Source organism: Sphingomonas sp. Leaf10 (assembly GCF_001421245.1).
In the GTDB taxonomy this organism is placed as follows: Bacteria; Pseudomonadota; Alphaproteobacteria; order Sphingomonadales; family Sphingomonadaceae; genus Sphingomonas.
On the sequence record NZ_LMKE01000001.1, the window covers coordinates 502,039 to 519,939 of the forward strand.

At 64.8% G+C, this 17,901-nt stretch carries 19 protein-coding genes; 11 read left to right on the forward strand and 8 right to left on the reverse strand.

Annotated elements, in window-relative coordinates; genetic code table 11:
- Nucleotides 1-108: 108 nt before the first annotated feature.
- The 4 genes from ASE59_RS19430 to ASE59_RS20955 form a co-directional block, all read right to left on the reverse strand.
- Entirely contained in the window at nt 109-678 is a 570-nt protein-coding gene (locus ASE59_RS19430; protein ID WP_156359832.1) for a hypothetical protein, read from the reverse strand.
- A 171-nt stretch (nt 679-849) separates the two neighbouring features.
- On the reverse strand, nt 850-1,482 hold the full coding sequence (locus ASE59_RS02395; RefSeq protein ID WP_056451579.1) for an SOS response-associated peptidase family protein: 633 nt from the start codon (nt 1,480-1,482) through the stop codon (nt 850-852).
- 180 nt (nt 1,483-1,662) lie between these two features.
- The gene (locus ASE59_RS02400) at nt 1,663-1,971 is read right to left on the reverse strand and encodes an addiction module antidote protein (RefSeq protein ID WP_056451581.1); all 309 of its coding nucleotides are present in this window, start codon (nt 1,969-1,971) and stop codon (nt 1,663-1,665) included.
- 31 nt (nt 1,972-2,002) lie between these two features.
- Nucleotides 2,003-2,488 (reverse strand): type II toxin-antitoxin system RelE/ParE family toxin, encoded by a 486-nt coding sequence (locus tag ASE59_RS20955; RefSeq protein ID WP_321163211.1) that lies wholly within the window; start codon nt 2,486-2,488, stop codon nt 2,003-2,005.
- A gap of 98 nt (nt 2,489-2,586) precedes the next feature.
- Between ASE59_RS20955 and ASE59_RS02410 the strand changes: the two genes are divergently transcribed.
- The 7 genes from ASE59_RS02410 to ASE59_RS02440 all read left to right on the forward strand — a co-directional run bounded on the left by ASE59_RS02410 (nt 2,587) and on the right by ASE59_RS02440 (nt 10,646).
- The gene (locus tag ASE59_RS02410; protein WP_156359833.1) at nt 2,587-3,189 is read left to right on the forward strand and encodes a LexA family protein; all 603 of its coding nucleotides are present in this window, start codon (nt 2,587-2,589) and stop codon (nt 3,187-3,189) included.
- On the forward strand, nt 3,134-3,928 hold the full coding sequence (locus tag ASE59_RS02415) for a hypothetical protein (RefSeq protein WP_235515614.1): 795 nt from the start codon (nt 3,134-3,136) through the stop codon (nt 3,926-3,928). The genes ASE59_RS02410 and ASE59_RS02415 overlap by 56 nt, the downstream gene beginning before the upstream one ends.
- A gap of 124 nt (nt 3,929-4,052) precedes the next feature.
- A complete protein-coding gene (locus ASE59_RS02420) occupies nt 4,053-4,283 on the forward strand; it encodes a hypothetical protein (RefSeq protein WP_056451592.1) in 231 nt (76 codons plus the stop codon).
- 57 nt (nt 4,284-4,340) lie between these two features.
- Complete coding sequence (locus tag ASE59_RS02425) at nt 4,341-6,467, forward strand: SGNH/GDSL hydrolase family protein (protein ID WP_056451594.1); 2,127 nt, start codon at nt 4,341-4,343, stop codon at nt 6,465-6,467.
- Between the two features lie 318 nt (nt 6,468-6,785).
- Nucleotides 6,786-7,814 (forward strand): hypothetical protein, encoded by a 1,029-nt coding sequence (locus tag ASE59_RS02430; RefSeq protein ID WP_156359834.1) that lies wholly within the window; start codon nt 6,786-6,788, stop codon nt 7,812-7,814.
- Nucleotides 7,815-8,176: 362 nt separating this feature from the next.
- Complete coding sequence (locus ASE59_RS02435; RefSeq protein WP_082458028.1) at nt 8,177-8,974, forward strand: DNA adenine methylase; 798 nt, start codon at nt 8,177-8,179, stop codon at nt 8,972-8,974.
- A gap of 457 nt (nt 8,975-9,431) precedes the next feature.
- Nucleotides 9,432-10,646 (forward strand): tyrosine-type recombinase/integrase, encoded by a 1,215-nt coding sequence (locus tag ASE59_RS02440; protein WP_056451604.1) that lies wholly within the window; start codon nt 9,432-9,434, stop codon nt 10,644-10,646.
- A gap of 220 nt (nt 10,647-10,866) precedes the next feature.
- Here the strand turns inward: ASE59_RS02440 and ASE59_RS02445 are convergent, their stop codons facing one another.
- The gene (locus ASE59_RS02445; protein WP_056451605.1) at nt 10,867-11,640 is read right to left on the reverse strand and encodes a hypothetical protein; all 774 of its coding nucleotides are present in this window, start codon (nt 11,638-11,640) and stop codon (nt 10,867-10,869) included.
- 622 nt (nt 11,641-12,262) lie between these two features.
- Between ASE59_RS02445 and trxB the strand changes: the two genes are divergently transcribed.
- Nucleotides 12,263-13,210 (forward strand): thioredoxin-disulfide reductase, encoded by a 948-nt coding sequence (trxB, locus tag ASE59_RS02450; protein WP_056451607.1) that lies wholly within the window; start codon nt 12,263-12,265, stop codon nt 13,208-13,210.
- A gap of 39 nt (nt 13,211-13,249) precedes the next feature.
- Here the strand turns inward: trxB and ASE59_RS02455 are convergent, their stop codons facing one another.
- The 3 genes from ASE59_RS02455 to ASE59_RS02465 form a co-directional block, all read right to left on the reverse strand.
- On the reverse strand, nt 13,250-14,206 hold the full coding sequence (locus ASE59_RS02455; RefSeq protein WP_056451609.1) for an aldo/keto reductase: 957 nt from the start codon (nt 14,204-14,206) through the stop codon (nt 13,250-13,252).
- Nucleotides 14,206-14,385, reverse strand: a complete 180-nt coding sequence (locus tag ASE59_RS02460) for a hypothetical protein (RefSeq protein WP_156359835.1) — start codon at nt 14,383-14,385, stop codon at nt 14,206-14,208. Before ASE59_RS02460 ends, ASE59_RS02455 begins: the two co-directional genes overlap by 1 nt.
- Before the next feature lie 73 nt (nt 14,386-14,458).
- Nucleotides 14,459-14,800 (reverse strand): hypothetical protein, encoded by a 342-nt coding sequence (locus ASE59_RS02465; protein WP_082458029.1) that lies wholly within the window; start codon nt 14,798-14,800, stop codon nt 14,459-14,461.
- Nucleotides 14,801-14,930: 130 nt separating this feature from the next.
- On the opposite strand from ASE59_RS02465, the gene ASE59_RS02470 reads away from it, so the two are divergent.
- From ASE59_RS02470 to ASE59_RS02480, 3 genes are read left to right on the forward strand one after another with little or no spacing between them, the layout of a single operon-like run.
- Nucleotides 14,931-15,884, forward strand: coding sequence for an ArsR/SmtB family transcription factor (locus ASE59_RS02470; RefSeq protein ID WP_056451611.1), 954 nt, complete (start codon nt 14,931-14,933; stop codon nt 15,882-15,884).
- Nucleotides 15,881-16,822, forward strand: a complete 942-nt coding sequence (gene metF, locus ASE59_RS02475) for a methylenetetrahydrofolate reductase [NAD(P)H] (protein ID WP_056451612.1) — start codon at nt 15,881-15,883, stop codon at nt 16,820-16,822. Before ASE59_RS02470 ends, metF begins: the two co-directional genes overlap by 4 nt.
- 23 nt (nt 16,823-16,845) lie before the next feature.
- Nucleotides 16,846-17,895 carry a homocysteine S-methyltransferase family protein gene (locus ASE59_RS02480; protein ID WP_056451614.1) on the forward strand — a complete coding sequence of 350 codons (1,050 nt, stop codon included), beginning with the start codon at nt 16,846-16,848 and terminating at the stop codon, nt 17,893-17,895.
- Nucleotides 17,896-17,901 lie beyond the last annotated feature (6 nt).

The following is a 17,901-nucleotide window of genomic DNA, read 5'->3' on the forward strand; positions in this document are numbered from 1 at the left end:
CACGCTAACCAAGGTCCGGCGGACGGGTCGTCCGAGGGCCGGATGTCTGCAACTGGCAGGAAGGCGGAATGGCTGCTGTCGGGCAGGTTGAGCGATAACCGGACGCTCTCAGATCGCGTGCCCGGCTTGATCGACGACACCCCACAGGTAGTAAGATGGTATGTTCCCGACGATGCCGGATCGATAAAGACCTACCCCGCTCACTTCGGCGCAAACCGCCTGCTGCACCCGGCGTGCTTCCTTTACTAGGCGTCTCAGCGTCAATCCGCCGTCATCGGCGATGCGATGGGCTTTCAGCGTGCCTCCCTTCGTTCCGAAAGGAATGAGCGAAAGTTGTCGTGCCGGAAAGTCGGTATCTGGTTCCAAGCCTGCGAGGCTTTCTGCGCTCTCGGACCAATCAGCGTCCCCGTGTCGGAAAAAGCGCATTGGCAGATCAGGACGAAGCCTACTGAGTTCCTTCAAAGAGAGCGGCTCCGACCTAACCAGCCGCGACGTTTCCTTCAGGTAGTCGGTTCGCATCCGGTAAAAGGTCGCGGTGCGTGCGCGTGCCAATCCCCATCCCAGTTGCTCCCATTCTACGTCGTAGAATGTTTCGCTCGCGTCAGCTTGGATCACTCGGATAGCGCGAGTGTCCCAATCTACTGCCAACACGTCACCGGATGAATAATCTGATGCCAATGGTTGCTCCCGCTGCCTCCGCGAATGTCGGCTATCGGCCAAGGCGAAAGCAAGCGGAAATGGGGATAGGTGGGCGAAAGCGGACGGGGGTATCGTGCGGGTATTTGTCTATCACGTAATCTGAAGAACCACGCTTTTCGGCGGGCCCCAGATGCAGCGGCGGAGCGCATGTCAGCCAGTGGTTTGCCGCGTCGGGAAGATCGGGCCGCGGACGGACATATGTTCGGCGGGGTAGGGGCGCTGAAGCTCAACGACCTCGTCGTATGACCCCCGCAGCCAGGTGTCGATCGCGTCTGGTTGCAGGACGGTGATCATCGCCTTCGGGTGGATCGGCGCGACCAGTTCGTTCGGGTCGCAGGTGACCATCGTGAACCCGTTGCCCTCCTTCGTCGCCTGCCAGAAGCCGGCAACGGCGAAGGTCGGTTGATCGGTGACGTTGAACCACATCTCCCCCTTCAACGGTGGCTTACCATCGCCAAGGTCGTGCTTTTCCGGCGTCCATTCGCAGAACTCGGTCAGCGGCACGAGACAGCGGTTGGCTGGGTCAGCCGCGAGCTTGCGCCACTGGGGCAGGCCGAGCTTTCGAACGTTCGTCATCGGCCACGCGGCTTGGCCGCCAAGGACGTCCCATTCCATGATGTCCCAAGCGCGCTCGCCATCCTGTTCGCGGATGACGTAGGCGCGACCCTTAGGCCGCAGCTCCTGCGGATTGAAGCGGTTGTCGCGTGGCCGCTCACCGAACAGCTTGGCGGCCGAATTGAACAGCGTCGTCGGTTCGCCGGCGAATCTTGCACGGTTGCACATGGAGGCACCCTGCCATCCCGCGGCGTGGGTATCGAGAGGGTATCGTCCCTCCATTGTGGCAAGAAACTGCTTAGTTTCCGGCGCCATAGACTGATGACGGCGGACAGATCGTCCGCCGCTGGATCGGTCTGCCAGCGGCGGCAGACCGATCCCAGGCGGAGCGCCGGCGGCCGCGCATGGTTACGCAGCGTCGGCCGAGGCATCCTCCATCCGAGGCCGTACCTTGAGCGCGGCGAACACCTTCATGAGTGTAGCGAGGCGCGGGTTGCCGTTGGGGCCAAGCGCCTTGTGCAGTGCCTGACGCTGCAAGCCGGTGTCGGCCGCGAGCTTCGCGATGCCGCCACGCGCGCGCGCGACCGTGCCGATCGCGTGCGCAAGATAGGCGGGGTCGCCGGACGCCCATGCGTCGTCCAGCAGCTCCTTCTGCGTTTCGAAGTCGCCCGCGAGATAGCGGGCGGGATCGAGCGGTTCGCCCAGTTCAATGCCCATATTTCGTTCCTTCGTTCAGAAATCCGCGCCGTCAGGGTTCGGCGTGGATCTCGGCGGCCATTTCCTTGGCCAGTTTAATGTCCCGGTCCTGCGACCCCTTGTCCCCGCCGACCAACAGGATGACGAGGTCGCCGTCCTTGATCGTGAAGTAGACCCGGTAACCCGGGCCGTAGGCGATGCGCAGTTCGCTGACCTTATCGCCCACCGACTTCGCATCGCCGAAGTTTCCGGCTTCGACCCGGACGATCCGCGCGAAAACCTTGGCGGCGGCGCGCTTGTCCTTGAGACCATCGAGCCAAGCAGTGAAGCGGAGGGTAGGGAGCGTCCGGAACATGTGTCCTTTATAGGAGACAAATCGGATATCGTCAACTATAAAGGACATATCGCAAGCAACGTCCGAGCTTGAAATGTTGGATTGCGTTCGCTTTTCGTTTTCGGATGGGGCGATGAATTGAACGTGGTTTGGGACCTGGTCCGGCGCGGTGCGAACCTGCAGGTCTGGTGCGCGTGCGGCCATGTCGCGGTGATCGACCGCCACGAGCTCGATTACATGCGGACGAAGCGCAACTGGCCGCATCCGCTCGGTTATCGCCCCGGTAGGCTGCGCTGTGCCAAATGTGGACGGCGGCCGACGAAATCGCGCCGTCGGCGAACGACGCAACGGTGCGGATCGGGCCATCCCTCGCGGAAGTGTTCGCGGCGCGAGGCGGGACGAGCCGTGACGCATGCGAGGCTAGTCGTGCAAATGCCTTTGTTTCTGGTTATGTTCGCTCTGGGGATACCGGGGTGATGATGGATGCTGGCGACCGACTGACGGCCGAAATGGCAAGCCGTGCGCAACTCGCGCTGCGATTTATCGAGCGGTATTGGGCGGCGCACAACTATTCGCCGAGCTATGGCGAGATTGCCGCCGGCATCGGTGTGAACCGAGATCGGGCGCGCGGTGCCGTACGGGCGTTGGAACGCGACGGCCGCGTGTATCGCCAGCGCGGCCGAGCGCGTTGCATCGTCCTTCCGACGCGGCGCGAGGCGGCGCTTGCCGAGTTGCGGCGCGAAGGCTGGCACATCAACAACGAAACCTTGCAGCTTTCCCCGCCCACATATTCGCCACTGTCCGTCCCGGCCGCGCTCGATCACATCAGCGCCGTAGAGGGTTGGGGGAATGACGGTGCGGATCGAGACAGCGGCGGAAGCCAAGGTGATGCGGGCGATCGTTGATCGCGAGCATCGCACAGCCATGGCGGAACGCCGCGCCGCGCGCGATGCCCACGAAGCCGCAACCGCAGCGCCCGACCGGCCGCGCGTAGGCTGGTCGACCAAGGCCCCGCCGCGCCGCAAACCGAGCGACATCGATCGCGCGATCGCCAAGCGTGCCGAGGAGCATCGTCTCGATTGGGCGCGCCGTCATCCTGATGCTGCCAAGGCCGAACGGGCGTTCCGCAAGGGCCGGGCCGAGATGACCGACCGGTGGGACCACAAGCGGGAAGGCACGGTCGAGACCCACGAACGCGCGAGCCGCACCCATCAAGGCGCGCTGGCGCGTCTGTGGCAGAGCGGCGCCATCACCGCCGACCAACTTGCGGCGGCGGTCGAGATCGCGATGGTCGCCGAGCGGATTGGCGCCGACGTCGCCGTCCGCACCGCCAGCCTCGAAACGCGGATCAGTTCCGGGCGGCATGGTAATGGCGCGTTCTATGAGGCGTTGAGCCGCGTGCGGCACGAAGTGGCCTATACCCGGTGGCGCGCGGCTATCGACGGGCCGATCGGCGCGGTCCTCGACATGGTGGTCGGGGAAACGGTCGGCTTCACCGTCGTCGCGAAGCGATACCGCATCCACAACCGCCGGGCGAAGAAGCTGCTGATCGACGCGCTTGACCTTTGGCCGCGCCTCCTTGGGCAGGTGTGCAAGGAGATCGATCGGGCTGCGGTCGATCAGATGCATGCAACCATTGCGTAGCTTCGCACATTTTCGCCACTCCCCGAACGGCCATAATTCGGCCAAATCCGACGCAGCGACACCTGCGTCCTTCGCCCGTCAGCCTCCCCGGGCTGGCGGGCGTCGTCGTTTTCGGGAGATAGCGATGCCGCACAGCAGCCCGCTTCTCGATGAGCTCGAGCGTCTCACCGACGAAATGGACCTTCTCCTCGCGCAAGGCCGCGCCGGCGTTCCCAGCCATCGGTTGGTGGAAGAGCTGGCCGATAAGGCGCGCGGGATAGCCCGCCGGCTCGATGCAGCCGCGCGGGGCGGGTGTCGCCCCCTTTCCAATCCGCCGGTCTACGTCAGCCCGGACGGTCGCAAGGCAGGCTGGTGAGCATGATGCAACGGGTCGATATCGTGAAGCTTCAGGCAGCGGCGGTCGGCAAGGCCGATGAGGTGGTGCCGGTCAATCGAATATCCGGTCGGCACGTTCACCGCGCTCACCTTCGGCGGTGCTGCGACGGGCACGATCCTGCCGGGCGAGGACATCATCGCCGATGCCCCAGCGAACCTGACGATCCCCGAGGGCGCACTGTACTTCGTGCGATCCTTCATCACCTCGTCGAACGGTTTCATCCCCTACGCTGGCCGTGACGTAGCGACCGCGCTTGGCTGCGCCGCGATCTTCAGTACCAGCGCCACCGACCTGACGATGGGCGGCAACGTCGCTCACGACGGGGCAACACGCTGCGTCTATCCGCTCGGCCTTGTCGCCATAACCACCAAGCCGAGCTGGGCGATCTTTGGCGACAGCCGCAGTGTCTTTCCGCAGACCAGCACGCGCGGCGATGCCGGCGAGTTCGCCCCGTCGATCAGTGCGGCCGGCTATGCCTATACCAATTGCGGCGTCCCCGGTGACGAAGCGCAGAACATCCTTGCGACGTTCGTCGGTGGCGGCAAAAAGCGGCTGCGACAGGCTCAGTACGCTTCGCACGTCCATATCCTCGCCGGTGGCAACGACATCAATTCGGTCGCCGATCAGACTGGCCAGAACACGTTGAACCGTCTGGGCCGCCTGTACGATTATTTCGGCGGGAAGGTACGATCGGCGGCGACGATTTCGCCGCATGCCAACGCGACCAACACGGCCGTTTCGTCATCCACCCGCAATAGCCGTCGCCAGACGATCAATTCCGGCCTTCGCAACCGGACGGTCAGCAACTTCGAAGTGTTGGTCGACACGGCGTCGGTTACCGAGAGCGGGACGTCGGGCCTATGGGCAGATTCGACGTGGGTCTCCGACGACGGCACCCACGAAACTGACGCCGGCCTGCTTGGCATCGTCGCGAGCGGTGTCGTGCCCGTAGCTACGTTGGCCGCCGCCGCGCCGTCCGCGGTCGATAACACCCCTTCCGCCTTCTCCTTCACCGACCAGACCGGGCTTGCCCCTTCGACCCTGATCGAAAGCGGTGCGGTCGTTATCAGCGGCATCAACGCCGCGACCGCAATCAGCGTTGAGGGTGGCGAGTACCAGATCGCAACCGGCGGTTGGACCAGCGCGGCCGGCACGATCGTCAACGGCCAGTCGGTGAAGCTGCGCGGCACCACGTCCGCCACCGGCAACACGACCACGAACATCGTGCTGACGATCGGCGGCGTGACAGATACTTTCAGCCTGACCACCGCAGCGTCGCCGACCGCTGACACCACGCCGGATGCCTTCAGCTTCGTCGATCAGACGAATGTCGCAGCGTCGACGCTGACCGAGAGCGCGGCGATCACCGTCGCCGGCATCGACGCGGCGTCGCCGATCACCATCACCGGTGGCGAGTATCAGATCGCTGGCGGCGCATGGACTAGCGCCGAGGGCACCGTGACCAACGGCCAGTCGGTCAAGGTGCGCGGCACCAGTTCGGCGACCGCCGGCGGCGTGACCAACATCGCGCTGACGATCGGCGGTGTATCCGATACCTTCACCCTGACTACCGCCGCTCCGGCAGGCCCAGCATATCTCGACACCTTCACCACCGACACTGCGGTGACGTGGGATCAGCACACGTCCGATTCCGGCCACAAAGCCACCAAGTCGTCCTTTGCGTCGAGCGGCAGCATCTCGGTCGGGCCGACGTCGGGCGCGACCTACACGAACAGCAACACTAGCGACTATGATTCGGGCTTCGCGCCGACCTCACCCGATTACTACGTCGAGGCCGAGCATATCCGCCGCAGTACGGTTGGCACCTCGAACAGCTTTGTCGCGCGCGGCGATTCCGGTACCGACAGCGGCATTCAGGTCATCTACAACGATAACACCCAAGTCGCGACGCTTGCTCGCCGTGGGACCAATGCCGGCACGATCGCAACGTCTAACGTGGCGCTGGCGATAGGTGGCAAGCTGACGAACCGTATCGAGATGCGAGGCGACCAGCTCATCTGGATCATCAACGGTACCGTCGTCGGCACTTATACCGAAACCACGTACAAGTCCGCTGGCCGCTTGCGGCTGCGAATGTCGGGCGGGGCTACGACCGACACGACGGGTCAGGGCATCACAAAGTTAACCGCCGGATACCTGTGACGCAGTAGCCCCTACATCGGTTGGCAGATCTGGCAGGTACCGCGCCCGTCGAACAGGTCGGTACTGCCACATTCCGGGCAGCAATGCCGCCTGACCGGAGCGTGGAAGAAGAACGCCACGAGACGGCGCTTCAGCCGCGCCAAACCGCCGATCACGGCCCGTGCCCGCTTGCCGCGCCCAGCCGCTCCCTGACGTCGAACCCCAAAGCTACCCGCCATTCCGCCCTCCGATACTCGGGCTGCCCTTGGCCGCCTGATGATCCGAGAATCCCACAAAAACCTGACCCGGATCAACGATCCGTTGAGATTGGATACGATCATGAGCACCATCATCGCAAAGCACGGCCAAATGCTGACCATGCAGCCCGGCGACCAGATCAAGTTCCCCGCTGCGCTCAACACGACTGAGGGCGCTTGGCGAGCGGACAAGCGCCGATATGCCTATAAATGGGGGAGCCGCGTGTGCTTCCTCGCCGGCATCGAACGGCTGTATCTGGTCGAGGGGACGACCTACAGCGCGACCGCCCCGGTCGTCGTGCAGCCGCCGGTGCCGGAACCGTCGCCGGCGACGAAGGTCCGCACCGCCACCTTCACCACCGACGCCGGCGGGCTCGAGGCTTTCCTTCTGACCGACTTCTACGCTCTCGGCGTCGGTAGCCGCGGCAGCCTCGGCACTGCCGGTCGTCTGCCCGCCGGCATCCCGACCGATGCCGATCGCGGGTTCCTTCGCGCCGGTATCTTCTGCCACGCTACGGTGCCGCTGATGGGGGACGCGGTCCTGTACGGCCGATCAGTCGAGGGCTTCGTCATCGCGCATCGCGCCGCCGAGAAGCAGGTCCAGTCAGCTTCGGCGCTGCTGACCGGTTATTACCAGATCCCCGGCACCGTGTCGGCTGAGCCGGACGCGGTCCGCTTCATCGGTACCACGTCGGACGAGATCGGCGTCGACCAGCGGATCTCCGTCGACGGCAAGCTGATCCTGATCGATGTCGAGCTGACCAACCGGACCGGCGCCGATCTGGTCGACCTGCGCTACATGCGTCTGATCGACTTCGATCAGCCTGGCGCATTCGAAACCGTCAACGAGGTGATCGAGCGCGGCTGGGCGCGCGCCACGATGGCGGGCAATCGCGTGCTGATGGTCGGCAGCGACGATCCGCGCGCCACGATCGGGCTGGCGGTGGCCGTCCCACCGACGCTCGATCCCTATGCCATCAAGGCACTGTCGGTCGGCACGAAGCGGAAAGGTGACGATTCGATCCATGTCTGCTTCGATATCGGCACGCTGGCGATCGGCGCGTCGACCCGCTTCCGTATCGTGATCGACGGGTCCGCGATCGCCTCTTGAGGCACCATGCCCGGCAGGGCATAGCGAGCGGGCTGGTTCGAACCTAACCGTTAGGATCAGCCCGCGCGCGCGGTTCAAAGGCTACCGGCTTCGCCGGGTGGCCTGCGAAATAGAAAACCTTCGGGGAATACGCAGGGCGCAGCCGCCTTTGACTGCGCGGTTAGCCACCCGGTTTCGGGTGGTGGACTAGGCGGCCCGCCAACGTATCCCCGAAGGCCACCCCGACAGCTTCCTTCCTCATCGCCATCCTTCGAACCTTCGGACCAGCATTTCCGGAGATCCGAAGGGTTGCGACCCTCGCCGCCTGTCGCGGCGACACCAGCGCGGCCTGACCGACGTGCTTCTCCAGGAAGAAGCTGACCTTGACCCAACTGCCTATCGCCTGCCCGCCGGCACCCTATCTCGGCGGCAAGCGCAACCTCGCCAAGCGCCTTTGCGCGATCATCGAGACCATTCCCCACAAAGCATACATCGAGCCGTTCGTCGGCATGGGCGGCATCTTCTTGCGGCGTGCCCGGCCGGCAGCGGTCGAGGTTATCAATGACCTGTCGGGTGACGTCGCCAACCTCTTCCGGATCGTGCGTCGGCACTACGAACCTTTCGTCGACGAGATGGCATTTCTGTTCGCCGGCCGGGCTGACTTCGACCGGATGCGGGCGGTCGATCCGTCGACGCTGACCGACATCGAGCGGGCGGTCCGCTTCCTGTATCTTCAGCGGCTCGGCTTCGGCGGAAAGGTCGTCGGTCGGACCTTCGGCCTGCGGCGAGACCAGTCTTCGCGCTTCGACCACGCTCGGCTCCGCGCGGACCTGCGGCGGCTGAGCACGCGCCTCGCGCCGGTGACGATCGAGCAGCTCGATGCCGTCGAACTGATCGGCCGGTACGACGGCAAGGAGGCGCTCTTCTACCTCGACCCGCCGTACAACGAGACGACGGGGTACGGGCTGGACTTCGGACCAGACCAGTACCGCGCGCTGGCCGACCGATTGGACACGATCGCCGGCAGCTTCGTGCTGTCGATCAATGACACGCCGCTGATCCGGGATACTTTCGCCCGGTTCGCGATCGAGGAAGTCGCGACGACGTGGACGGTGTCGGGGCATGCCGCCCGCGCCGGCACGAAGGTGACAGAGCTGATCATCCGAAACCACCCCCGGTAGGTGCGGGTATCGGCGCGGGTATCGCGGGTTTGCGCAATTTCGCAAACTGGCGGCTTTCTGCGCCGTTCGATGTGACCACGGCGGACGGGTTGTCCGCCATTGGTACCGCCGACAGGGGGTGCCGGGAGGGCGTCTGTCGGCGGGCAGTCCGACGGGGAGGATCCTTCTATAAGAAGCACCCGCCGAACCACGACTTGCCGGTGCCAACGTCAGCATCAGCACTCAAGCAAAATACAAATGTATTGAGGTTCCAAATTGGAACAACCCGTTGGAACTCCGCCAGCGAAATAAGCAAGGGATGCAGTTTCGCTGGCGGGCGACTTCTTGCGGAAGACAACTGTGCGGAAGGCAAGCTGCAAGAGCCGCAGCCCCACCGTGCACTTCTTTTCAGCGCCGAACAATGAGTTTGACTGTGTCGAACTGATACAACTTTTCGTGCTTTCGGATAGGAAATCAAATGCTGACCAACGCTGCGGTGCGATCCGCGCGGCCGAAGCCGTGCGCCTACAAACTGTCTGACGGGCAAGGCCTACACCTGTACGTCGCGCCGACCGGCCTCAAATCGTGGCGCGTCCGGTTCCGCGTCGCCGGCCGCGAACAGCTGCTGACGATCGGCCAGTTTCCTGACGTCGACTTGACGGCCGCGCGTGAGGCTGCAGCTGCTGCGCGCGACGCGTTGCGCGCCGGGCGAGATCCGCGCGAAGAGCGCGCAGCGCGTGTCGAGGTCGACCGGACTTTCGCCACCGTCGCCCGCGCGTGGCACGCACATTGGCGTTCGAGCTGGACCGATGTTCATGCGAACGACGTCATCACTAGTCTGGAGCGCGACGTGTTCCCGGCGATCGGCGCGATCGATGTCGACGATATCGGCGCTGGCGACCTTCGCGACCTGCTGCGCGCCGTCGAGGCGCGCGGCGCGATCGAGACCGCGAAGCGGCTGCGCCAGCGCATTAGCAAGGTGTTCGGCTACGCGATCGCCAACGAGCTGGCCGAGGTCGATCCGTCGACCGCGGTCCGCCACGCACTGTCGGCGGCGCCGATCGCAGGCGAGCAGCTGGCGCTGATCACGCTCGACGACGCGCGCGAGCTGCTGGCCGCGTCGACCGCCGCCGGCGGACCGGCGATTGTCGATCTGGCGTCTCGATTCCTGGCGCTGACCGCGGTTCGTCAAGGCGCTCTGCGCGGCATGCGCTGGGACGAGGTCGAGGGCATTGACTGGACCGGCGATGCGATCGGTCCGGCCGCGCCGGTGTGGCGCGTGCCAGCGGCGCGCATGAAGCTGGCGAAGGCGAAGAAGGGTGACGCCCGGTTCGATCACCTCGTGCCGCTGTCGCGGCAGGCGGTTGAAATCCTGCGCACCATCCGCGCTTTCGGCATCGATACGGATCTCGTCTTCGGCCGCCTCTCGGAGAGCGCGATCGGCGCGCTCTATCGGAAGGCCGGCTTCGCCGGCCGGCATGTGCCGCACGGTTGGCGCGCCACCTTTTCCACGATCCTGAACGAGAAGCTGCCCGCCGAGCGGGTGACGATCGATCGCGCGCTGGCGCATGCGGGGAAGAAGGAAGCCGACGTCAACGTGAAGGTCGAGGGTGCTTATAACCGATCGAAGCAGATCCGCGCACGCCGCCGGCTGATGCAGATCTGGGCCGATCTACTATTCCGCGCCGCCTGACCTGTCCGCGCGGGTGCCGGGGCGGCTCTTTCGGCACGATCCGTGCTCGTCCCCGTCGCTAAGCCTTGGGGCGGCGCAGCCGCCCTGTCCCGTGGCGTCCGCTGGACGCAAGGGATCGTCTGCCGGGCGGTGGCAGGCGGGGACAAAACGCAAGGCGGGTCGGTTGGGCTGGGTGATGCTGCCTATTGATGCGTGTCGCGGTAGCGACACCTTCTAATCTTCATTCTGAGGGGGGAGACAGTCCATTATCCAGACTCGGGCCTGATCCTCGATCGACGGCGGCTCCCAAGGCGGCGAGGGCGGCAGCGAGGCCGGTGGTCGCGGCAGGGCGAGGAGCAGGGCTGGGCGTGGGCAGGGGTGACGCTGTGGGGCGCTGCTTCGCCCGCAGGGCCATACGGGCCTTGGCGCGGGCAAGCAGCTGGCGGAAGCGGTCGCGGACGTTCCGGCCGGCGCGGGAGGCAATGCGCGCCTCGTCGACGAAATAGCTGTTGTTGGTCTGCTGGCGGATCGGACCGCCGGGTATCGGGTCGCTGATCCGGATCGTGCGGCGGACCCACCCGATGAAGCCGTGTCGCTCTAGGCGCGCGAGCGCGTCGACGATCGTCTGCCGAACATAGCCGGTCGCCTTCATGAGCTGGCTGATGGCCGGATCGATCCGGCCGGTTTTAAACTCGTGCCAGTGCTGCCGCAGCAGCGCTTCCAGCACGACGATGCCGGTGTCCTTCAGGGGCCGCGCTTTACCCTTGCCCCGCTCGAACAGGTCGAACTCGCGCGCGGTCTTCACCAGCGCGTCGACGAAGGCGTGCGTTGCAGCCTCCGTGCCGTCCGCCAACTGGCGCGAGACCTGTGCGCGGCTGTCGTGGACGTCATAGCTTTCGCGATGGACGGCGCGATCGCGTCCGCGCTCGCGGCCCGCGAAGTGCGCGCCAGTGCTGCGAATGAGCGCGCGGGTTGCGCGGGTTTGCTGAGCAGAATTGTATTGGGCACGCGACATCGCGCCGGCTCCCGGATCGGAAGTCGATGGGGCGCACGAATGCGGCGCCGGAAGCGGCTTCCGACGTCGCTAGACGTGTTCGGATTGTTGGGCGAAGGCGCGTCGCTACGGCGGCGCGCGGGTCCGCACCTTTGCTTCGGGGGGAAGGGGGCCGCCTACGGCGACCCGGCGGTTCAAACTTTCAGCGTTCGAATCGCTCGGTTATGCTGGGAGCGTTCCTTCGCTACCACCGAAATGTCGAAGATCGGAAAACGCAAGCCGCTACGATGCCGAGGCCGGGCAGGTTGCGGCTTTTTCTGTCCCAAAATCGAACTGTTACCAACTTCGTTCGTTGAGATTGAACAACGATAACGGAGAGGTTCGGATCATGGTCACCATTAGCCAACGCCGTCCGATGCTGGACGGATCGCGCGATCGCCCGCCCAACATGACCGGTTTTCTCTTGTGTACGTTGTTGGCGGTGCCTTTCTGGGGTGCGGTTCTTGCGGTTGTCCTTTGAGTTGAGGCACGGGTTGCAGTAGCTTCGGCATGCCCCATGTTGCGTTCGAACGGCGCGTCTGATTTAGACGGCGCAAACGCTTCGAACGGAAAAATCGCAATGTCTGTGACCCACCATACCCGCATGCTCGTCCTTGGTTCGGGGCCGGCGGGATTGTCCGCAGCGATTTATGGCGCGCGGGCTGGTATGGAGCCGATCGTCGTGCAGGGCATCCAGCCCGGCGGGCAGTTGATGACCACGACCGATGTCGAAAATTATCCGGGCTTTCGGGAGGTGGTGCAGGGTCCGTGGCTGATGGGCGAGATGCAGGCACAGGCCGAACATGTCGGTACCCGGATGATGTGGGACACGATCGTCGACGTCGATTTGACGCGCCGCCCGTTCCGCCTGACCGGCGACAGTGGCGATGTGTACGAAGGCGAGGTGCTCGTTATCGCGACCGGCGCGCAGGCGCGCTGGTTGGGGCTGGAGAGCGAGGAACTGCTGAAGGGCAAGGGCGTGTCGGCCTGCGCAACCTGCGACGGGTTTTTCTATCGCGGCAAGAAGGTGGCGGTGATCGGCGGCGGCAACACTGCGGTCGAAGAAGCGCTGTACCTGACCAACCATAGCGACGATGTGACCATCATCCACCGCCGCGACAGCTTCCGCGCCGAACGCATCCTGCAACAGCGGCTGTTCGCCAGCGACAAGATCAGCGTGCTGTGGAACAAACAGGTCGAGCGCTTCGTCGGCGGTGGCGATCCACATGGGCTGATCGGTATCGAACTGAAGGATACCGTCACCGGCGAGATTTCGATGCTAAATGTCGATGGCGGCTTTGTCGCGATTGGGCACCATCCCGCGACCGAACTGTTCCGTGGCCATTTGGCGCTCGACGACGACGGTTATATTGCCGTCGAGACCGGTTCGACGCGGACGAGCGTTCCCGGCGTGTTCGCGTGCGGCGACGTGATGGACAAGGTGTATCGTCAGGCGGTCACCGCGGCAGGAACCGGCTGCATGGCCGCGCTTGACGCCGAACGCTTTCTGCAAGCTGCCGAATTCGACGATTTGGCCGAAGCTGCCGAGTAACGACCCAGGAGGGGGTGGGTGGACACCCCCGCAACGTCGTCACACGCCCGCGTCGGTCAACCGGGCGAGTTGGTCGTCCGACAGCTCGACCCGCCACGACCCGACCAGTTCCTCCAATTGCTCGACGCTGGTCGCGCTGGCGATCGGGGCAGTCACCCCTTCCTGCGCGGCGAGCCAGGTCAGCGCCAGTTGCGCCAACGTCGCGCCGGTTTCCGCTGCGACCGCGTCCATCGCCGCCAACATCGCTGCGCCCTTGCCATCGAGCAGCTTTTCCATCCCGGCGCCGCGCACGCTTCGCGACAGATCGCCGGACGAACGATATTTGCCGGTCAGGAACCCGGAGGCGAGCCCGTAATAGGGCGCCACGCCGATATTGTGCTCGACGCAGAGGTTTTGCAGCTCGCCCTCATATTTGCGTCGGCTGACCAGATTATATTCGGGTTGCAGCACGTGAAAGCGCGGCAATCCTTCGGCGATGGCGAGGTCGAGCGCCGATTTCAGCCGCATCGCGCGGAAATTGGAAGCGCCGAGCACCCGCACCTTGCCGGCATCGATCAACCGTCCAAAGGCGGCCAGATACTCGGCCTGCGGGACGTCCTCGTCATCCTGATGCGCGTAATAGAGGTCGATCCGATCGGTACCGAGACGTGCCAGAGAGGCTTCCGCCGCCGCCGCAATCCGGGCGGGTGCCAGCTTCTCACCGCCTTCGCCGGGCAGCATGCCGACCTTGGTCGCGATCAGCACGCGGTCGCGCTTGCCGGACTGCCGCAACCACTCGCCGATGATCGTTTCGGACTCGCCGCCACTATGGCCATCGACCCATGCCGAATAGACATCGGCGGTGTCGATCATCGTGCCGCCCATGTCCACGAACGCGTCGAGGATGCGAAAGCTTTGGGCTTTGTCGATCGTCCAGCCGAAGACGTTACCGCCGAGGATGAGGGGCGGGGTAGCCAGTTCGGTCGCGCCCAGCGTACGCGTGGGAAGATCGGTCATCAGGGTTCTTTCTGTTGGGACGGCAGCGCGTTGCCATCGACGCTATCCGCGTCAAGCATCGTCGCGGCATCGTTCAGCGCGGCCACTTCGCTCTGCGTGACGTCGCCCGGGGCGGATGCTTCGTCGGTCGCGCTACAGGCCGCGAGGAGCAGGGGGGCGAGGGTAAGGAATTGGCGCATCTGTCGTCTCCCAACGAAAAAGGCCGCCCCCCGTTGCATCGGAGAGCGGCCCGTCGCGTATAACCGGTTCGGGTCAGCGCTGCATGTCGCGACCAGCCTTTTCCAGTTCCTCGCCTGCTTCGCGCTGGGCGTTGTCGGCGGCGGCATCGGCCTTGGCCGCTCCGCGATCGATGGCCGCGCCGGCGCGATCGGTGGCGTTCTCGATCTTGTCACCGGCACGATCGGTGGCATTCTCGGCGGCGCCCAGTGCGCGTTCGCCGGCGGCCTGTACGTCGTCGACCGCCTCGCCCATGGTGGCGTTCACGTCGGCGGCGACGGCATCGGCGGCCTCACCGGTTTCGTTCTGCGCCTTCTGGCTGCAGGCACCGATCGAGAAGGCTGCAGCGGCGAGCGGCAGCAGGAGAAGCTTCTTCATGGCGGTTTCCCTTCCGTTATGATCCGCCGCCCAACGCGCCAACCTCGCGACAGTTTCCTTTGCACAATGATGGTGCGGCACAGCACGTGATCGATTGACCTCATATAAAGATATCTTTATATGACGACCCATGGTTCCGGCTCTCGATATTTTGCGCGCGGCAAGCGACGCTACCCGGTTGCGGGTGCTGATGCTGTTGCGGGCGATGGAATTGTCGGTCGGCGAACTTGCGCAGGTATTGGATCAGAGCCAGCCACGCGTCAGTCGACACGTCAAGATCCTGTGCGATGCCGGACTTGCCGTCCGGCGGAAGGAAGGTAGCTGGGTCTTCGTCGCGCTTGGGGTGCCCACGCTGGTCGATCCGCTACTGGCGGCGCTCGATGCGTGGCTCCCGGCGGACGATACGGCGACCGTTGCCGACCGCGAGCAGCTGGCGGCGGTACGCGCGGATCGGACGGCGGCGGCGGCGGCGTGGTTCGAAGCGCATGCCGGCGAATGGGATGCGATCCGATCGCTGCATGTCGCCGAGGAACAGGTCGAGGCGGCGATGGTCGCGGCGCTGGGTACCGAGCCGATCGGGCTGCTGGTCGATATCGGTACCGGTACCGGGCGGATGCTGGAACTGTTCGGGCCGCACGCGACACAGGCGATCGGCATCGACCGGTCGTCGGAAATGCTGCGTCTGGCGCGAGCGAAGCTGACCGAACGGGGACTGGACCACGCCGAATTGCGGCAGGCGGATATTTACGCGCTGCCGCTGAATGCAGCGGTCGCCGATGCGGCGGTGCTGCATCACGTGCTGCATTTCGTCCAGCATCCCGGCGCCGCGATCGAGGAGGCGGCGCGCGTGCTCCAGCCCGGCGGGCGGTTGCTGATCTGCGACTTCGCGCCGCACGCGCGGGAGGAATTGCGGCAGCGCGACGCCCATGCCCGGCTCGGTTTTTCGGACGAACAGATGCTCGGATGGTTCGCCGATGCGGGATTGGCGCCGGTATCGACCCAGACGCTGGGCGGCGGCGAACTGACGGTTAAACTCTGGATGGCACGGCGGACGTTCGACGTGCGAGAGGTGAAGGCGGCATGATTCCTACCATTTCCGACCTCGAAGAAGCACGGCGCGCGCTTGATGCGCCGTTGTTCGCCGATCTGGCGGGCGACTGCGCGGTCAGTTTCGAATTCTTTCCACCCAAGACCGACAAGATGGAAGCGGCGCTCTGGGAAACGGTGCGCGCGCTCGAACCGCTGGCGCCGAAGTTCGTGTCGGTGACCTATGGCGCGGGCGGATCGACACGCGAGCGGACCCATGCCACGGTCGCGCGGATAGCCCGTGAAACGTCGATGCCGGCCGCCGCGCATCTGACCTGCGTCGAGGCGAGCAAAGCTGAGATCGATCAGGTCGCGGAGGAATATTGGCAGGCGGGGGTTCGTCACATCGTCGCGCTGCGCGGCGATCCGCCGACCATGGGGCAGAAGTTCGTCGCGCATCCGGACGGGTATGAGAATGCCGCCGCCTTGGTTGCCGGGTTGCAGAAGCTGCACCCGTTCGAGATTTCGGTCGCCGCCTATCCCGAATGCCATCCGGACTCGGAACATCAAACAGCCGATCTCGACAATCTGAAGCGCAAGATCGACGCCGGGGCAACGCGGGCGATCACGCAGTTCTTCTTCACGCCTGAAGCATTTTTCCGGTTCCGCGATGCCGCCGCCGGGGCGGGGATCAACGCCGACATCGTACCGGGCATCCTGCCGGTGTCGAACGTTGGGCAAGTGCGCAAGTTCGCTGGGCTTTGCGGCGCGTCGATCCCGCCGTGGATGGACCGGCTGTTCGAAGGGCTGGACGACCATCCCGGCGCACGTCAATTGGTCGCGGCGACGGTCGCCGCCGAAATGTGTCGCAAGCTCTACGCCGGCGGCGTGCGCGATTTCCATTTCTATACGCTTAACCGCGCCGAACTGTCCTACGCCATCTGTCATCTGCTGGGGATGCGGCCGAAGGCGACGCTGGTCGCGGCAGCGGCCTGATCCGAACGTTCGAAGGAATGCCCATGACCTCCGCTCGCGAACGTCTGAACGCCGAGGCCGCCAAGCGCGTCCTGATCACCGATGGCGCGTTCGGCACCGAAATCCAGAACTGGAAACTGTCCGAGGCCGATTATGCCGGTACGCTGACGCTTGGCCACGATCAGAAGGGCAATAACGACATCCTGGCGATCACCAAGCCGGAGGTGCCGGAGACGATCACCCGCGCCTATCTCGACGCGGGGTCGGATATCGTCTCGACGAACACATTCAGCGCGAACCTCATCAGCCAGGCGGATTATGGTGCGGAATCGCTGGTTGCCGATATCAACATCCAGAGCGCGCAGATCGCACGGGCGCTGGCGGACGATTATACGGCGCGCGACGGGCGGCCGCGTTTCGTGGCGGGGGCGATCGGACCGACCAACAAGACGCTGTCGCTGTCGCCGGACGTGAACGATCCGGGCTATCGCGAAATCGATTTCGACTATCTGAAGAATGTCTATCGCGAACAGATCGACGCATTGGTCCAGGGCGGGATCGATTTCGTCCTGATCGAGACGGTGTTCGACACGCTGAACGCCAAGGCGGGGGTAATGGCGGCGATCGAGGCGGGACAGGCGCTCGGCCGCGATTTGCCAATCATGCTGTCGATGACGCTCACCGACCTGTCGGGGCGCAACCTGTCGGGCCATACCGTCGAGGCGTTCTGGCACGCGATCCGCCATGCCAGGCCGGTGACGATCGGGCTGAACTGTTCGTTCGGCGCGGAACAGCTCCGCCCGCATGTGAAGACGCTGTCGGAAATCTGCGACACGCTGATCATGGTCTATCCCAATGCAGGGCTGCCCAACGAACTGGGCGCCTATGACGAGGCGCCGGCGACGACCGCCGCGCTGGTCGGCGACTGGGCCGATCATGGGCAGGTCAACGTTCTCGGCGGCTGCTGCGGATCGACCCCCGCGCATATCAAGGCGATGGCCGAGCGGGTGGAGGGCGTCGCGCCGCGCAAGGTGCCGAACGTGCTGGTGCAGACGCGCCTTGCCGGACTGGAACCGTTTACGATGGCGGCCTGACTATGG

Bases quoted from the DNA above. Each gene is read 5' to 3' on its own strand.
- ASE59_RS02395 (WP_056451579.1), bottom strand. From the start codon at position 1,482: ATGTGCAACCGTGCAAGATTCGCCGGCGAACCGACGACGCTGTTCAAT.
- ASE59_RS02400 (WP_056451581.1), bottom strand. From the start codon at position 1,971: ATGGGCATTGAACTGGGCGAACCGCTCGATCCCGCCCGCTATCTCGCG.
- ASE59_RS20955 (WP_321163211.1), bottom strand. From the start codon at position 2,488: ATGGCCGCACGCGCACCAGACCTGCAGGTTCGCACCGCGCCGGACCAG.
- ASE59_RS02410 (WP_156359833.1), top strand. From the start codon at position 2,587: ATGTGGACGGCGGCCGACGAAATCGCGCCGTCGGCGAACGACGCAACG.
- ASE59_RS02415 (WP_235515614.1), top strand. From the start codon at position 3,134: ATGACGGTGCGGATCGAGACAGCGGCGGAAGCCAAGGTGATGCGGGCG.
- ASE59_RS02420 (WP_056451592.1), top strand. From the start codon at position 4,053: ATGCCGCACAGCAGCCCGCTTCTCGATGAGCTCGAGCGTCTCACCGAC.
- ASE59_RS02425 (WP_056451594.1), top strand. From the start codon at position 4,341: ATGAGGTGGTGCCGGTCAATCGAATATCCGGTCGGCACGTTCACCGCG.
- ASE59_RS02430 (WP_156359834.1), top strand. From the start codon at position 6,786: ATGAGCACCATCATCGCAAAGCACGGCCAAATGCTGACCATGCAGCCC.
- ASE59_RS02440 (WP_056451604.1), top strand. From the start codon at position 9,432: ATGCTGACCAACGCTGCGGTGCGATCCGCGCGGCCGAAGCCGTGCGCC.
- ASE59_RS02445 (WP_056451605.1), bottom strand. From the start codon at position 11,640: ATGTCGCGTGCCCAATACAATTCTGCTCAGCAAACCCGCGCAACCCGC.
- trxB (WP_056451607.1), top strand. From the start codon at position 12,263: ATGCTCGTCCTTGGTTCGGGGCCGGCGGGATTGTCCGCAGCGATTTAT.
- ASE59_RS02455 (WP_056451609.1), bottom strand. From the start codon at position 14,206: ATGACCGATCTTCCCACGCGTACGCTGGGCGCGACCGAACTGGCTACC.
- ASE59_RS02460 (WP_156359835.1), bottom strand. From the start codon at position 14,385: ATGCGCCAATTCCTTACCCTCGCCCCCCTGCTCCTCGCGGCCTGTAGC.
- ASE59_RS02465 (WP_082458029.1), bottom strand. From the start codon at position 14,800: ATGAAGAAGCTTCTCCTGCTGCCGCTCGCCGCTGCAGCCTTCTCGATC.
- ASE59_RS02470 (WP_056451611.1), top strand. From the start codon at position 14,931: ATGGTTCCGGCTCTCGATATTTTGCGCGCGGCAAGCGACGCTACCCGG.
- metF (WP_056451612.1), top strand. From the start codon at position 15,881: ATGATTCCTACCATTTCCGACCTCGAAGAAGCACGGCGCGCGCTTGAT.
- ASE59_RS02480 (WP_056451614.1), top strand. From the start codon at position 16,846: ATGACCTCCGCTCGCGAACGTCTGAACGCCGAGGCCGCCAAGCGCGTC.